At 41.3% G+C, this 14671-nt stretch carries 18 protein-coding genes; 8 read left to right on the top strand and 10 right to left on the bottom strand.

The window, feature by feature from the left end:
- Positions 1–8 precede the first annotated feature (8 nt).
- From BA81_RS04690 to BA81_RS04675, 4 genes are read right to left on the bottom strand one after another with little or no spacing between them, the layout of a single operon-like run.
- Positions 9–377: a hypothetical protein gene (locus BA81_RS04690; RefSeq protein ID WP_034280872.1), complete on the bottom strand. Its 369-nt coding sequence runs from the start codon at positions 375–377 to the stop codon at positions 9–11.
- 37 nt (positions 378–414) lie between these two features.
- Positions 415–1536 carry a Ger(x)C family spore germination protein gene (locus BA81_RS04685; RefSeq protein ID WP_034280871.1) on the bottom strand — a complete coding sequence of 374 codons (1122 nt, stop codon included), beginning with the start codon at positions 1534–1536 and terminating at the stop codon, positions 415–417.
- Complete coding sequence (locus tag BA81_RS04680) at positions 1533–2627, bottom strand: GerAB/ArcD/ProY family transporter (protein ID WP_034280869.1); 1095 nt, start codon at positions 2625–2627, stop codon at positions 1533–1535. Before BA81_RS04680 ends, BA81_RS04685 begins: the two co-directional genes overlap by 4 nt.
- Positions 2614–4038 (bottom strand): spore germination protein, encoded by a 1425-nt coding sequence (locus BA81_RS04675; RefSeq protein WP_034280868.1) that lies wholly within the window; start codon positions 4036–4038, stop codon positions 2614–2616. The genes BA81_RS04680 and BA81_RS04675 overlap by 14 nt, the downstream gene beginning before the upstream one ends.
- Positions 4039–4150: 112 nt before the next feature.
- On the opposite strand from BA81_RS04675, the gene BA81_RS19155 reads away from it, so the two are divergent.
- From BA81_RS19155 to BA81_RS04665, 3 genes are all read left to right on the top strand, one after another.
- Entirely contained in the window at positions 4151–4318 is a 168-nt protein-coding gene (locus BA81_RS19155; RefSeq protein WP_003213147.1) for a YvzF family protein, read from the top strand.
- An 89-nt stretch (positions 4319–4407) separates the two neighbouring features.
- Positions 4408–5802 (top strand): class II fumarate hydratase, encoded by a 1395-nt coding sequence (gene fumC, locus BA81_RS04670; RefSeq protein ID WP_024423418.1) that lies wholly within the window; start codon positions 4408–4410, stop codon positions 5800–5802.
- Between the two features lie 154 nt (positions 5803–5956).
- On the top strand, positions 5957–6262 hold the full coding sequence (locus BA81_RS04665) for a hypothetical protein (RefSeq protein WP_227001682.1): 306 nt from the start codon (positions 5957–5959) through the stop codon (positions 6260–6262).
- A gap of 21 nt (positions 6263–6283) precedes the next feature.
- On the opposite strand, the gene BA81_RS04660 is transcribed toward BA81_RS04665, so the two are convergent.
- Positions 6284–7162, bottom strand: coding sequence for a TetR/AcrR family transcriptional regulator (locus tag BA81_RS04660; RefSeq protein ID WP_034280864.1), 879 nt, complete (start codon positions 7160–7162; stop codon positions 6284–6286).
- A gap of 192 nt (positions 7163–7354) precedes the next feature.
- Here BA81_RS04660 and spxO point away from each other — a divergent pair, with 192 nt between their 5' ends.
- Positions 7355–7519, top strand: coding sequence for an anti-adapter protein SpxO (spxO, locus tag BA81_RS19690; protein WP_003212782.1), 165 nt, complete (start codon positions 7355–7357; stop codon positions 7517–7519).
- Positions 7520–7539: 20 nt separating this feature from the next.
- Here spxO and BA81_RS04655 read toward each other — a convergent pair whose 3' ends face one another.
- A complete protein-coding gene (locus BA81_RS04655; RefSeq protein ID WP_034280863.1) occupies positions 7540–8871 on the bottom strand; it encodes a HAMP domain-containing sensor histidine kinase in 1332 nt (443 codons plus the stop codon).
- Positions 8868–9542 carry a two-component system response regulator CssR gene (gene cssR, locus BA81_RS04650; protein ID WP_034280861.1) on the bottom strand — a complete coding sequence of 225 codons (675 nt, stop codon included), beginning with the start codon at positions 9540–9542 and terminating at the stop codon, positions 8868–8870. Before cssR ends, BA81_RS04655 begins: the two co-directional genes overlap by 4 nt.
- Positions 9543–9868: 326 nt before the next feature.
- On the opposite strand from cssR, the gene BA81_RS04645 reads away from it, so the two are divergent.
- Positions 9869–11275: a S1C family serine protease gene (locus BA81_RS04645; RefSeq protein WP_034280859.1), complete on the top strand. Its 1407-nt coding sequence runs from the start codon at positions 9869–9871 to the stop codon at positions 11273–11275.
- 46 nt (positions 11276–11321) lie between these two features.
- On the opposite strand, the gene BA81_RS04640 is transcribed toward BA81_RS04645, so the two are convergent.
- On the bottom strand, positions 11322–12164 hold the full coding sequence (locus BA81_RS04640) for an oxidoreductase (RefSeq protein WP_080701162.1): 843 nt from the start codon (positions 12162–12164) through the stop codon (positions 11322–11324).
- 113 nt (positions 12165–12277) lie between these two features.
- Here BA81_RS04640 and BA81_RS04635 point away from each other — a divergent pair, with 113 nt between their 5' ends.
- The 3 genes from BA81_RS04635 to BA81_RS04625 all read left to right on the top strand — a co-directional run bounded on the left by BA81_RS04635 (position 12278) and on the right by BA81_RS04625 (position 14024).
- Positions 12278–12724 carry a YusW family protein gene (locus tag BA81_RS04635; protein WP_176544474.1) on the top strand — a complete coding sequence of 149 codons (447 nt, stop codon included), beginning with the start codon at positions 12278–12280 and terminating at the stop codon, positions 12722–12724.
- Positions 12725–12870: 146 nt separating this feature from the next.
- Positions 12871–13701 carry an ABC transporter ATP-binding protein gene (locus BA81_RS04630; protein WP_008347057.1) on the top strand — a complete coding sequence of 277 codons (831 nt, stop codon included), beginning with the start codon at positions 12871–12873 and terminating at the stop codon, positions 13699–13701.
- Positions 13702–13772: 71 nt separating this feature from the next.
- Positions 13773–14024 carry a YusU family protein gene (locus BA81_RS04625; protein ID WP_034280853.1) on the top strand — a complete coding sequence of 84 codons (252 nt, stop codon included), beginning with the start codon at positions 13773–13775 and terminating at the stop codon, positions 14022–14024.
- A gap of 33 nt (positions 14025–14057) precedes the next feature.
- Here the strand turns inward: BA81_RS04625 and BA81_RS04620 are convergent, their stop codons facing one another.
- Together BA81_RS04620 and BA81_RS04615 are read right to left on the bottom strand one after the other, a co-directional pair.
- Positions 14058–14405 carry a spore coat protein gene (locus BA81_RS04620; protein ID WP_034280852.1) on the bottom strand — a complete coding sequence of 116 codons (348 nt, stop codon included), beginning with the start codon at positions 14403–14405 and terminating at the stop codon, positions 14058–14060.
- Between the two features lie 11 nt (positions 14406–14416).
- Positions 14417–14668 carry a hypothetical protein gene (locus BA81_RS04615; protein ID WP_048237393.1) on the bottom strand — a complete coding sequence of 84 codons (252 nt, stop codon included), beginning with the start codon at positions 14666–14668 and terminating at the stop codon, positions 14417–14419.
- Positions 14669–14671: the final 3 nt, after the last annotated feature.

Below are 14671 nucleotides of genomic sequence, written 5' to 3'. Positions count from 1 at the left end.
GCGTAAAATTAGTCCTTCTGTCCTGTGATCGGACGTTCGGATAGTTGATGGAGCTCAGGAACTGGAAAAGCCTCCTGCTCCTTGGCCGGTTTTTCTTCCAGGGTTTTCTTCATTTCGGATAAAAGCTTTACGCTCTCCTTTGCTGCTGCCGCTTTTTTTTCCTGCAAATCAATGATCTGTGAAAGTCCGACGAATAATCCGCCTCCCAACAGAAGGAGCGCAGGGGTTTGTCCATAATAAACCACGATCAAAAATGTGCTTGAAAAGCTGTCGGCTTCAATGAAGAAATCTTCTTTTGATTGCGTGAATACAACGATTAACAGAAGTATCCCTAGAATCAAAAATAGAATGCCGGCCGAAAGTAAAGCTCGTTTCATGATTGACACCCTTTTTTTCTTACCATTTTAACATACTCTATAAAGATTGTGTTGCGCCCTTAGTCCCGAAGTCACGGATTTTCACATTTGCTTTGTAACGAATGTCCGATTCACTAAATATTTCATCCCAATGCTTCGCTTCTTTTCGAAAGTCCTTCGGATACGCAATACCCGCTTTTTGATAAAACCCGCAAATATCTGCTTTGATCTCATGCTGTAATTCCCCAATGAAATCTTTTACGTTTTTCTCTAATCGACGCTCCACAACACCTTCAATCTCTTGGAGATACTTTTCATTAAATGCATTTTCCCGCTCATTCCAATCCTCAGATAATCTTCCTTCAAGCGCCACTGACACATTAAATTGATATTTTCCGCTGGCTGTTTTATTTGTTTCAATGTTGTGTTTCAGTTTAAAAATCTCAAAAGAATAGATGCTGTGATCATATTCAAATTCAATGACTCCGCCTTCTCCGTCTCCAGTCAACAGGTTATACGACTGCACGGCTAACGGAGAGATGTTGGTGAGAAATCGTCTGTTCTTTATAATAGAGGCTCCGTCCAGCATTAATTTCCCTTGATCCACACCGACTTTCGGAACAGCAAAAGATACGTTGTTTTGCATAGCAGAAGAAATATCTCCTAATGAAGCGGGCTTGAGCATACGTATAGTCGATTTAGTATTCCTAGAAATATCATATAATGTAGAAGAAGCTGGCTGTCCATCGTCATTGATTTTCAGCAAGTCCCCAGGCTTCTCAGAAGTCATAAAGACAAGGCTTCCTCTCCGTGTTTCATTGTCGCGAATAAATTGATTAATGACGAGGTCGAAATTATTCTCATTGATGAGCTCCTCAGAAAATAAATACACCCTCAGCTGCTGGGCGAAAATCCGGTGACTCTTGAGCGTTGTTGTTCGGAATATTTGATGTACGGAATCACCACTAGTTTCAATAATCTTTGTTGGGTCTTTTACGCTGGATTCTTGCTCAATTTTTTGAGGAACAAGGACTTGCATAGATATTTTAAGCTTATGACCGTCATCTCCTTTATCTAAGCCAAAACCAATCGCCATGTTGAGCTCCTCAATATTGGTACTATCCCAGCATCCACTTAATAGAACAAGGGCCAGGTATGCAAAGGCCGCCTTTTTTTTCATGCTGCTTTCCGCCTCCTTTTAAAAAACACGATGATAAATAAGAGAAACGGGAGGATGCCGAATAAAAGGAAAAATAAATGGTTCACATAGGTTAGATAATCACGCACTGTATCAACATCCTTTGGGAAAACGGCGGCAAAGTAGATGACAATTCCCATCAACGTGAGTACGACTTTTTTGGGTAATTTTGTTAGTTTGGATACCCCCATTGCAGCAAAAAACGTATATCCTACAAAGCTCGTATAAAGCTGAACAAGCCAAACGATAAGCAAAAAAGATTCAATTCGCTCAATAAAAATCCCCTGTATATCGAACGATTGAAATAAAGCAATCGTCGGCCAAGTCAACGTCGCAGTTTCTTTCACAGTGAACGCACCAACGACAAGAATATAGGTGAATATATAAATGATCGCAGGAATCAAAAAGCCGATTGCGCCATAAGCAAAGGTGTGTTTTTGCGTGTTCATATAGACAGGCATAAACAGCATCATTTCAATGCCGACAAACGAAATGGCTGATGCGTTAAGGGATTTGAAGACAGGGGAGAATCCCTCTCCTAAAACAGGCCGGAGGTTATCTAACTTAAATTCTTGAACACTGAGTCCATATGCAACAAATAAGATAATCAAGGTCACAATGAGGAAAAAAGGGCACAGTCTGGCAAAATCACCAATCCCGCCGACTACGAGATAAAGACCAACCAAAATAAAGCTGATCATTGTCACCGCTACAGGTGTGTTTTGAAGCAGAAAGAACTTCACCATTTCTGACATAGCCCGTACTTCATAGCTGGCAACGCCAAGAAAATAAACAATAATGAGCAGGTTAGCAAGAGCACCAATCCACTTTCCAAGCCCCTCATTTGTATAATCATAGTAAGAGGAGAAGGGGACTTTTTTCATCATAAGGACATTCACAAAAATAAATACAATGTAAATGACGCTCATGAGTAAGAGTGCAATCCAGCCATCAGGTGTAGTTGCAGCCTGTGCCATTGCTCTGGGCAGAATCATCATACTTGCACCTAATGTTGTATTGGCAATAATGGCACTTGCCTGATAGCTGGTGATCGACTCTTTATGATTGACCATATCGTTCTCCTTTCTTTTGATTTTTCAAAGGCAATCGAATGATGGAATTGTCTTCATTTTTATAGCTGAACACAAAGTCTGGCGAAAAATAAGGCGTACCAAAACTTTTTTGCCGTGTTAAATGGGTAAGGAGAACGAGCATGAACAGCACAATCCCATATAAACCCAAGGTAGCTGCCGTAAACATGGACACAAAGCGGAGCACGCGGAACGACATGCCCATCCCGTATTGAGGCACAGTAAAGGAAGCAAGGGCAATCACACTGACGATAATCACCATAATCGAGCTCACAATATGAGCCTGAACGGCCGCCTGCCCAATGACGACTCCGCCTACAAGTCCAATCGTTTGACCGAGCGGATTTGGCAGCCTTAAACCAGCTTCCCGCAGCAGCTCAATCGTTATCTCCATGATGAGTGCCTCCACAATAGGCGGAAAGGGGACATTTTCTCTTGTACTTGAGATCGAAATAGCCAGTGTTGTTGGTAAAAGTCCTTGATGGAAGGACACAAGCGCAATATAAATGGCTGATAAAAATAATGTCAGAAAGATAGAGGTAAACCGCAGCATACGAATGAGAGAGGCGGCGATCCACCTTTCATAATAATCATCAGGTGATTGCATAATCGTCGCGAGAGAAGCAGGTACAATTAACACAAAAGGTGAATGATCAACAAAAATGGCGACACGTCCATTATTTAAAGCAGATGCCACTTTATCCGGCCGTTCTGTGTTTTGGATTTGCGGGAAAGGCGAGTACACATTGTCCTCAATCAGTTCCTCAAGAACACCAGAATCTTGTATATCATCAATCGTGACCTGTTTGAGCCTTTTTTTCACTTCTTTTAAAACAGACGATTGAGCCATACCGTCAATGTACATGATGGTCACTTGGGTGTACTTTTTTTGACCAATTTTCATGTCGACGGTTTTAAGATTGGGGTTTTTCAAGCGCTGCCTCACAAGAGCTAAGTTCGTATCTAAATCTTCAATAAAGCCAATTTTCGGGCCTCTCACAATTGTTTCAGAGGTAGCATCACCTATACTGCGTTTCTTCGTTCCATGCGTTTCTAAAATATACGCATGCTGAAATCCGTTAATCAGTACCACACAATGCCCTTCAAAAATCGCATCGACCAATTCCTCGGTGGTCTTCACAGAACGGGTGGTCATCATCGATAAATTGGATTCCAGCTTCTCTTTTGTGAGAGACGTATGATCTTGGAGAAGCAGCTTTAAAAAGGTTTGAATCTCCATCGTTTCGTTCATTTCTTTTATGTATAAATAGTAAACCACCTGTCCGTGAGGCAGTGTTTTTTTCTCATGGACCAAATCGTCCATTTCTTTTAATTGCGGAAGGATGACGGAGAGATTATCGTATAAGTGCTCTTTTAATGGAGTTTGATTCATTTGGATCACCCGCCTCAAATCTTTTTCTTAGCATTACCTGCTTGAAAAAACAATATTCTGTGTTACATTATTTTGTGGTAAAAGAAAGAATGAGGGTTTTGGAGGAAACAAGATGGCACAGATTCGTTTAGCAGGAACAAAAGAGGAGATCGACCGTATTCTACAGTCGTTTGACAAGCATTATGAGGTGACCTATACATCAAAGGATTACGGAAAAACGAACCCAAAATACAAATATTCGAAGGATGTTCGCGTTTATATTGAACTAAAATTAAAATAAAGATAAAATTTTAATTGAAAACGCTTAAAGGATTTTCGTTTTTTGTATAGAATAGAGTTGAGTGATGAGAAGCTATGGAGGGATACATAATGACGGAATTTAGAATCGAAAAAGATACAATGGGCGAAATCAAAGTGCCAAAGGACAAGTTCTGGGGTGCACAAACACAACGAAGCAAAGAAAATTTCAAAATCGGTTCTGAGAAAATGCCAAAGGAAGTTGTGAATGCGTTTGCAATTTTGAAACGTAGCACAGCGATTGCGAACGAACGACTTGGCAACCTTGAAAGCGAAAAAGCAGAAGCAATTGCTGCTGTATGTGATGATATCATCAGCGGAAAGTATGACGAGCATTTCCCGCTTGTTGTTTGGCAGACAGGCAGTGGAACACAAAGTAACATGAACATGAACGAAGTCGTTGCAAACAGAGCAACTGCTTACTTGAAAGATAAAAATAGCGAGTTCAGCATTCACCCGAATGATGACGTTAACCGCAGCCAAAGCTCAAATGATACATTCCCAACGGCTATGCACGTGGCAGCTGTTTTAGCTGTGTACAAAAAATTGCTGCCTGCAATTGACCAGTTAAGAACAACTCTTGATGAGAAAGCAAAAGCGTATCAAGAGATTGTGAAAATCGGCCGTACGCACTTGCAGGATGCAACACCGCTGACAGTTGGCCAAGAGATTAGCGGCTGGGTATACATGCTGGATCGTTCAAAAGAAATGATTCTAGAATCAACTGAAAAAATGAGAGAATTAGCCATTGGCGGAACTGCTGTTGGTACAGGAATTAACGCACATCCTGAGTTCGGTCAATATGTTGCTGAGGAAATCAGCCAGCTGACAGGTCAAACTTTCAATTCTTCACCAAACAAATTCCATGCGCTGACAAGCCATGATGAAATTACGTATGCACATGGTGCCTTAAAAGCACTTGCAGCTGATTTAATGAAAATTGCCAATGATGTAAGATGGCTTGCAAGTGGTCCTCGCTGCGGAATTGGCGAATTGATCATTCCTGAAAATGAGCCGGGAAGCTCCATTATGCCAGGAAAAGTTAACCCAACCCAAAGTGAAGCATTAACTATGATTGCAGCGCAAATCATGGGGAATGATGCCACAATCGGTTTTGCGGCAAGCCAAGGAAACTTTGAGCTGAACGTATTTAAGCCAGTCATCATTTATAACTTCCTGCAATCAGTTGAACTACTTGCTGATGGCATGAACTCATTCCATGACAAGTGTGCAGTTGGAATCGAACCAAACCTTGAAACGATTGAGAAAAACTTGAACAATTCATTGATGCTTGTGACGGCACTAAACCCGCACATCGGATATGAAAATGCAGCGAAAATTGCGAAGCTTGCGCACAAAGAAGGATTAACACTAAAAGAAGCAGCACTTCAATTAGAGCTGTTAACTGAAGAGCAGTTCGAGCAATTTGTGAAACCAGAGGAAATGGTGACACCGAAAGCAAAATAAGAAACCAGGGGCAGCTGCCCCTGGTTTTTATGTGGGAAGATATTTGAGGTGAATAGTTGTGAGAACAATAAAGACAAGATTTATTAGATGGCTGCGGACACGTGATGTTGAATTCTTTCAAGTAATGTCCCCAGATACGGAGGAGTCAGCTTTTTTGTTATATATTGATCAAAGACGGCCCGAGGGTGTGAATCATATTGATATATTTTTGATCTCTCATTTTGAGCTGTCAGAAGAGTCGTATGAAGATGTTCTAAGTTTCAATAACGATAAGCTAGGCTTTAAACCAACCTGTTCGTATTGTATGGACACACTGTCGATAGAGGAAGAATTTGAATTTGATTTTCCTTGTGACATGCTTGCTGTTCAAAGATATGTAGATGACTTACTAAATAGAGTTCAAGCCAGCAAACTTCCTGAACTGACACATAAGGATTTTGATTTTTTATCACAACAATAAACCCAGGGCATCCCCTGGGTTTTACAAATGATCCTCTTTCAAAATACGCAAAAGTGAATCAGAATTGGTTTGAAGCGGCGCATATAATTTCAATTGGTACAGCATGCCTTTCACGATGACTTGTCTTGGTTTTTGTTTGTTTAATTCATTTTCCAGGATGCCAAGCGCTTCAAATAACTCAGGCTCGTCTTTCACTTCATAGTGTGCTTCAGCAATCTCTCTTAATTCCTTTAAAAGAGATTCTGTGAGCGGATCGAATGACCGTTCATAAATTGGACCAAACCAATCGCTCGCTTGATCTACAGAAATGAGAGGAAGATCATTTCGCTTCATCATACCGCCCATCAAATCATCGATACGATGAATCATGGTTTTGGCAAGCTCTTCTGCTTCCAGCTGAAAATCATATAAAATGGCAAGCTCGAAATAAACGTGGCTCATGCCCTCAATCGTCAAACATAAATCAGCCATATATGGAATAGCAGCGTCTCCATACACTTGTTTAATGTTATCGATGTGAAGCTGGATGGTTGCAAGCCTAATTTGTTTTGCGAGCTGCTGCGTTTCTTCATTCAATGGAAGCGCCCTGTCGCTCAGCTGCATTTTAATAAAATCCTTTTGCTGCAAAATATTATCGTAATAGACAGTGAGCTGTTTGCGGTAGGCTTCTTTTGGTGTGCCGCCCTCTGTTTGAACCTCATGAATCCGGGTAAATACCTTATCGTAATAGTAATGAAGGATCGAAATGAGCAGTGCTTCCTTTGATTTAAAATAAAGATAAAAAGCGCCCTTTGACATGTGGCATTCATCTGCAATTTCCTGAACAGACGTTGTGTTATAGCCTTTGCTGGCAAATAATTTCATGCCAGCCTCAATGATCATTTTTTCTTTCTTTTTCAAAATGAATGTCATCCTTTCTTACCGAGAGACAAATGTCTTAGGAAACGTGCGCAAAGAGATGTGACTTATCGGTCATAAACGACGAAAGTTTTCAAAAATTAATCAGATTGTAACTTGTTTTTTACAGTGTAATTCTTTATATTATAAAGTAAGGTGACCAACTGGTCAAAATATGTGAAAGGATGATGTTCCATGAGAGAAATCGATGATATGATTAGACGCCTGCGAACAAAAGGGATTCAAGTAGAAAAAGTCAAAATGCCGAAAGAGACAACCATTGAAAAGAAATGGATGTATCAAGCTGGCAAAAAGATCAAAGCCACATACCGTGATTTCAATGGGTATTCATTCATCTAAAAAAGACTGCGGTCAAAAACCTACAGTCTCTTCTTTGGAACCATAATTGTATAACGTACACCTAGATCATCATTTTCAATTGATATGGACGCTTGATGCATTGAAAGAATTCTTTTGACAATGCTTAATCCAATACCGAATTCGCCCTTTTTTCCCTTACTAAAAGGCTCGTATAGGTTGGACAGCATATGTTCTTCAATTGGAGGACCGTCATTACGAATGACAATGCGGATTTGATCCTCTTCCTGTTTCATCTGAATATCAATCTTACTTTTTGCGTACCGAAGTTGATTTTCTAGTACATTCTCAAATAATTTACTCCATTGTTCTGGATCGCCTTCAAGAGCAGCCTCATCATCTAAGTCCACGTTCCACTGCAATTCATTTTTCGACCAGCGTATTCGGTCGACCACTTCCAGCATCGTATTACTGAGTAGGAAGGAAGAATGTGCGGGATGTTGTTTTGATAAATAATCAAGCTTTGTTAAGTACAGCAGATCCTTGATTTTCTTCTCAAGCTTTTCCGCTTCACCTTCAATGACTTCCACCGTTTGTTCAAGATCTCCCTTAGGAAAAATACCATCTTTAATGGACTGAGTGTAGCCGCGGATGACCATGACAGGTGTCTTTAAGTCATGTGAAATATTCTGCAAAAGTGTCCGTTCTGTTTCATCTTTTTGAATGAGTTTTTGTCTCATTTCTTCAATGGTATGACCAAGTTTGCCAATTTCATCTTGCCGGTCAACGATGACAGGATCGTCCCAGTCCTCTTGTGCAATCCGTTTGACGTGCTTTTCAAACGCAACGATTGGTCGGGATAAATAGCGAGCAAGCCAAATCGATGGAATCCAGCTTAGTAAAATAACGGTGCCTAAGATAAAGATCAGCTGTTTAAACAGGGTAAAGGACAGGTCATCTCGATAAGAATCTGGTGCATAGGACAGAAGAATATATTGTGTATTGCCTGATGATACCTTTTTGATGACAAAGAAGATATGCTGGCCGTTCACCTCTTCAGAATACCGTTTCGTTGCGCTTTTTTGTTTTTTCACAAACGATTGGATTTTCTCAATAAAAGCATGCGGAAAAAACTGCGCCATTTGATCTAATTCATCTGATGGGATCAAAATGTGCTGCACGGAGCGGTTTTCCGGTGTCGATTTTGGCGAGCCGTCTCGGTTCAATGGATATTCTGTCAGCACTTGCTGTTCATTTTCAATATTTTTATAAATTTCATTTGTGAAGAAGTCACGTAATGTATTGGAAAATAGAATAATCAGGACAATGGAAATGGTGAGCAAAATGCCAGAGATCACGACCCAAATTTGAAAAGCGAGCGGTTTGTTCTTCATCCTTTAAGCATCCTATAGCCAAATCCATAGATGGTCTCGACCTTTAAGTCGGGCATTTTTTTGCGCAGCCGTCTGACAAGGTCATCCACCACACGATCTGTCCCGAAGTAATCGTGTCCCCAAATCTTGACGAGGATATCTTCACGAGAAAAAGCATGTCCCTGGTGATGTGTAAATAAAAGCAGCAAGTCAAATTCCTTAGAAGTTAAGTTAATGAGCTGTCCCTCTTCATAGACCTCTCTTACATCCTCATGAATGACATAAGAAGAAACTGAAGTGACGCTTTGCTGCGGTGTATCGCTGTTTTTATACACAAGCTCCAGCAGCTTTTGAACCCGAATGATCAGCTCACGCGGAAGAAACGGCTTCGCAATATAATCACTGCTTCCCAGCTCTAAACCGAGGACACGGTCGATATCTGCATCCCGGGCTGAAATGAAAATGACCGGTACGTCAGGTGATGCGGCTTTAATTTCTTTTATGAGGGTATAGCCGTCTGTATCAGGCAGCATGATATCTAAAATCCATAGATGCGGCGGCTTGTTCATTGCCTCGCGTGCCGCTTCTCCGGTTAAAAAAGAGGAGACATTCCAACCTTCACTCTCTAAATATTTGGTTAACAGTTCATTTAAATTTTGTTCATCTTCAACTAAATAAATGGTGTACGACAAAGTCTTCCACATCCTCTCAACGTCATTATAACGGGATACGAAGGCGGCATGTCAACAATCACACGCTTTTTTCACAATTTCACATATTCTTCTCATCATTATCCCATAATGTTTGATTATGATAAGGTCAAGGGAAAAAAGGGCATAGACAAAAGGCGGGTGAATAGGTGCTTTTCATCAATGTGCGCACCTTGCTTTTTTTCTATGAATAAGTATTATATAATTTGACATATTGCCATAAAGTATTTTTCAATGATCTTTCCATTAAGAGGACCTGAGTCCTATCTAGACATATGAATGAAACATGATGTAAAGGAGTGCAAGCGATGGATTTCCGAAGAGAAGATGAAGAGAATAAGATGAATCATCATGAAAACGCGAATCAAGACAATGAAATGAATCAGCAAAAAGATACCTATCCAGAGAATGAGAAACAAATAGACGCACCAGAAAAAGAGAAGGAACTTGTTTTTCATCAGCATGAAAACGAAGCATCTGCCACTCAGGAGAGTGTGACAAATCATTCTCCTCAAATGGTGGATGACCGTGCGTCGAAAAAAGAGAAAAAGCGGAAGGCGGCATGGCTGAGCCCGATTCTTGGAGGAATTATTGGCGGGGGTCTTGTACTTGGCATTACACCGCTTTTGCCGCAGTCACAGGATACAGCTGCCAACACGCAAACGCAGACAGCATCAAGCGAGCCGGCAGCCTCAGATAATTTCTCGACAAAACAAATCACCAATGCCACAAATGTGGCTGATATGGTAGAAGATTTAGAGCCAACCATTGTTGGGGTCTCAAACTATCAATCTACACAAAATTCGTTTGGCCTGAGCGGTGATCAAACAGAAGCTGAAGCTGGAACAGGCTCTGGTGTCATCTTCAAAAAAGATGGCAAAAAAGCGTACATTATTACAAATAACCATGTTGTCGAAGGTGCCAATAAAATCAAGGTCACCCTTTATGATGGAAAAACGAAAGACGCAAAGCTTGTCGGCAGTGATGTCATGACAGATTTAGCCGTTGTTGAAATGAACGCAGACGGTATTGATAAAGTGGCGAGCTTTGGTGATTCTTCTAAGCTTCGTGCTGGAGATAAAGTCATTGCCATTGGGAATCCGCTCGGTGCACAGTTCTCAGGTACTGTGACAGAAGGAATTATTAGTGGTCTTGATCGTACTGTAGAAGCAAATACGTCATCTGGTACGGTGGAGATGAATGTGCTGCAAACAGATGCAGCGATTAACCCAGGAAACAGCGGGGGGCCACTGATCAATACTGACGGTCAAGTCATTGGCATCAACAGCTTGAAAATCAGCGAAAGCGGTGTGGAATCACTCGGATTTGCGATCCCAAGTAACGATGTCAAACCGATTGTAGATGAGCTGTTGAAAAATGGAAAAGTTGAACGTCCATACCTTGGCGTACAAATGATTGACCTTGAGCAAGTGCCTGAGACATATCAGGAAAATACGCTCGGCTTATTTGATAAACAAATCGGCAAAGGCATTTACGTAAAGGATGTTTCAAAAGGTTCACCTGCACAAAAAGCAGGCTTGAAATCTGGAGATGTCATCATCAAGTTCAAAGGGAAAGACGTAGTGAACAGCTCTCAGCTGAAAGAAATTCTTTACAAAGAAACAAAAGTCGGCGATAAAACCACAATGACTGTCATCCGTGAAGGAAAGAACAAAAATCTAGATATTACCCTTGGACAATCAGATAGTGAATAAATAAAAAAACAGGTGGATGTCAACATGTCCGCCTGTTTTTTTGTGCTTATTTTTTTGAAGAGAGTGTCCGTAGAATGATGTGTTCCCACATGTTCCAAGGCAGAAGCTGCTTTGCTGTGAATGAAAGCCGTACGCCTTTTCCAACAAGATATCTCAGCCGTTTCAGCCGCTTCTTTTCTGCTAATCGTACAACAAGCTCCGCCACTTCACCAGGGTCTCCATAGTTGGATTTCTGGGCATCAATATGGGCCATCATCTTTAGATAGAGCTTTGTGTATTTCGATCCTTCTGCTGGCTGAATCATTTGCTCGTTCATGGAGGTGTTCCAAATATTCGTCTGGAAAGAGCCCGGCTCGATCAAGGCCGCCTGTATACCGAACGAAGCCAGTTCAATCCGCAAGCTTTCTGTATAGCCTTCCAACGCAAACTTAGACGATACATATGGAGAAAGTGCAGGCATCCCCATTAACCCGCTGATGCTGCTCATATTGAAAATCTTTGCACCACTCGTCATAAACGGCAGCACTGCTTGGGTCATTTCCATCACACCGAAGACATTCACTTCAAATTGCTGGCGGTACGTGTCGACAGGAACCTCCTCCGCAAAACCAGCAAAGGCTGTTCCCGCATTGTTCACAAGCAGGGTAATGGGTGCATAGGCATGAAGCTTCTTCTGAAATGCTTGAATCGACTGCGTATCGGTCACATCTAACGCTTCAATATGTATCATGCCAGATAAAGAGTCTTGATCAATTTCTTCAGCGAGCTTTTTGGCATTGGTTTCCTGTCTGACGCCGGCAATCACTGTATAGCCCCGCTTGGCGAGACGCATCGTGATGAGCTTGCCAAAGCCGCTATTGGCACCAGTTACAATGGCTGTTCTTTTCATCATCCCATTCTCCTTTTTGTTTCAATTTATCATAGTGCGATGTTTTATTGAATAACGAAAAGGAGCTTGGAGAAGAATAAAAAGCGATGCTGTGAAATAGGAGGAAACACATGATGTGTTGGAAGAAGGCGGGACGAATAGGAGTGCTGCTCTTTATGCTGTCCGGCTGTCAATCAGTTGAACCGTTACAACAAACACATGAAGCAGAAGCAGAAAGTCTGTCAGCTGTTCAAATGAAGGAACTGCCATTTCAGCATGTGCATCTGCATGTACAATATGGACAGAAAAACGAATTATACGAAGCGACTTATCGTCAGGCAAGAGGCAAAGAGGAGGCGATCATTCGTGATCATATGAATGGTGTCCGCTATGAAGGAGAAGAAGCCTTGCGCGAAATGAAGATGAAGCTGAATGATATGTCGATTCCTAGTGAAAAGATCAATGAAGTGTATGTAAAGGAACTATTAGCTGCTTTTAATTTAGATGATGATTATCAGCGGATACAGATCGATCTGAAGCTAGAAGATGGGACCAAACGTACATTCCAAAGGAAGAAATAAACGAGAGTTTCTCATTTTTTAATTGAAAATGATTTTCAAGATCACTTAAATCTGATACACTAAATTGAGATAAGTGATCTTTTACGTCTGTACATAGACGATATTTCATATAAAAATTTGGATGAGAAAAGGAGCGTTTGAGCGGAATGAGTGCCATTTCTACTGAAGGTTTAAGCTTAGGCTACGGAGAAACAATGATCATCGATGAACTAAATGTATCAATCCCTAAGGGTGAAATCACAGTATTTATTGGCAGTAATGGATGCGGTAAATCCACGCTACTTCGCTCTTTGGCCCGTCTCATGAAGCCAATGGGTGGTTCTGTCCTGCTTGAAGGTCATTCCATTGCAAAATTACCTACAAAAGAAGTAGCGAAACAACTCGCCATTCTTCCACAAGGACCAGAAGCGCCAGAAGGATTAACCGTGCATCAGTTAGTGAAGCAAGGCAGATATCCTTATCAAAATTGGCTGAAGCAGTGGTCGAAGCAAGATGAAGAAGCAGTGAACCGCGCATTAAAGTCAACAAAGATGGAAGACCTTGCTGACCGGACCGTTGATTCATTATCAGGTGGGCAGAGGCAGCGTGCATGGATTGCGATGACGCTGGCCCAAGAGACCGATATTATTTTGTTAGATGAGCCGACGACATATTTAGACATGACACATCAAATCGAAATTTTGGACCTTCTGTTTGATTTAAATGAGAAAGAGCAGCGCACAATTGTGATGGTTCTTCATGACCTCAATCTTGCATGCAGATATGCTCATCATCTTGTGGCGATTAAAGACAAGTCAATCTATGCAGAAGGCAGACCAGAAACAGTGATTAATTGTGATCTCGTGAAAAATGTCTTTGATATGAATTGCCAAGTGACAACAGATCCTTTATTTGGAACACCATTATGTATTCCGCACGGTAGAGGACGCTGTATTGTGCAGCAAGCGCAAGCTGAAACATTTCTTGCTGCAAGATAATCGTATGTCAAAAGCCTGACATCTGTATCTCACAGAGTCAGGCTTTTTTCTGAAAAAGGAGCGGAATATCAATGGGAAATGAATTAGATGAAAAGCTGAAAGGCTTGCTTGATAAATATACAGAGCTGCTGCTCGGTGAATCAACAGACGAGCTGAAACAAGATGTGAAACAGTGGGTGATCTACTCTCATATTGCAAAAAGCATGCCGCCGCTAGCAAAGCATTTCAATGAAACGTATCCAGAAGCAAAAGAAGAAATCAAACACACGATTCAACGGATCAAACAGTTGAACGAAGCTCATCGCGCCAATAAAGACCGTTAAAAAACTGCCAGCACTAGACTGGCAGTTTTTTTCTTATGACATTTGTGATGAACCGTACGGCGATTGATCTGTCAGTGTTTGCTGGAATTTCTGGTGTGCCTGCTGGAGCTTTTGCTGATCAGCGGCTTCAACAGAATACCAGCCATATCGGAACATGACATCATATAAATGTCTTTGTGTTTTCTGTGTTTCCAGTGCAATTCGCTGAATATCCTGATAAAGAGATTCATGACTGAATTCATTGAGCGCTGTGTTGTATCCGTTTGTCATATATTTTTCAGTCGACAAGAGATCTGTGACAAAATCACGATCGTTCATGTTGATTGTTGTGGGAACCGGAGTTTGTGGATTCCCGATTTTTTGTTGGTTTTGCTGTTCCATGTTTTTTCCTCCTATTGCATAAAGCCAGTAGACTGGCCTTGCCCTGAGCTGCCTAAATGCTGAAGAATTTGTGTATAATGCTGATGATGCATTTGCCCAACTTGATTCAATTCTTGTTTCAAGGTTTGATCCTGGCAATGCTCGGCCATAAAATGAGCCTTTTTCATGGCGATCAAGTTCCAGTTGAGCATATCCTCTAAGTACAAGGAATCCTTCACTGAAATGACTTCTGGGGGCATATTCATTTGCTGATTATTCAACATGTG

Source organism: Bacillus safensis FO-36b, from assembly GCF_000691165.1.
Taxonomy (GTDB): Bacteria; Bacillota; Bacilli; order Bacillales; family Bacillaceae; genus Bacillus; species Bacillus safensis.
The sequence above is the reverse complement of the archived record's forward strand: the minus strand, read 5'-3'. Positions and strand labels throughout refer to the sequence as shown.

Bases quoted from the DNA above. Each gene is read 5' to 3' on its own strand.
- BA81_RS04655 (WP_034280863.1), bottom strand. From the start codon at position 8,871: ATGAAGAACAAACCGCTCGCTTTTCAAATTTGGGTCGTGATCTCTGGC.
- BA81_RS04645 (WP_034280859.1), top strand. From the start codon at position 9,869: ATGGATTTCCGAAGAGAAGATGAAGAGAATAAGATGAATCATCATGAA.
- BA81_RS04630 (WP_008347057.1), top strand. From the start codon at position 12,871: ATGAGTGCCATTTCTACTGAAGGTTTAAGCTTAGGCTACGGAGAAACA.
- BA81_RS04690 (WP_034280872.1), bottom strand. From the start codon at position 377: ATGAAACGAGCTTTACTTTCGGCCGGCATTCTATTTTTGATTCTAGGG.
- BA81_RS04635 (WP_176544474.1), top strand. From the start codon at position 12,278: ATGTGTTGGAAGAAGGCGGGACGAATAGGAGTGCTGCTCTTTATGCTG.
- spxO (WP_003212782.1), top strand. From the start codon at position 7,355: ATGAGAGAAATCGATGATATGATTAGACGCCTGCGAACAAAAGGGATT.
- BA81_RS04625 (WP_034280853.1), top strand. From the start codon at position 13,773: ATGGGAAATGAATTAGATGAAAAGCTGAAAGGCTTGCTTGATAAATAT.
- BA81_RS04615 (WP_048237393.1), bottom strand. From the start codon at position 14,668: ATGTTGAATAATCAGCAAATGAATATGCCCCCAGAAGTCATTTCAGTG.
- BA81_RS19155 (WP_003213147.1), top strand. From the start codon at position 4,151: ATGGCACAGATTCGTTTAGCAGGAACAAAAGAGGAGATCGACCGTATT.
- BA81_RS04680 (WP_034280869.1), bottom strand. From the start codon at position 2,627: ATGGTCAATCATAAAGAGTCGATCACCAGCTATCAGGCAAGTGCCATT.
- BA81_RS04640 (WP_080701162.1), bottom strand. From the start codon at position 12,164: ATGAAAAGAACAGCCATTGTAACTGGTGCCAATAGCGGCTTTGGCAAG.
- BA81_RS04685 (WP_034280871.1), bottom strand. From the start codon at position 1,536: ATGAAAAAAAAGGCGGCCTTTGCATACCTGGCCCTTGTTCTATTAAGT.
- fumC (WP_024423418.1), top strand. From the start codon at position 4,408: ATGACGGAATTTAGAATCGAAAAAGATACAATGGGCGAAATCAAAGTG.
- BA81_RS04675 (WP_034280868.1), bottom strand. From the start codon at position 4,038: ATGAATCAAACTCCATTAAAAGAGCACTTATACGATAATCTCTCCGTC.
- BA81_RS04620 (WP_034280852.1), bottom strand. From the start codon at position 14,405: ATGGAACAGCAAAACCAACAAAAAATCGGGAATCCACAAACTCCGGTT.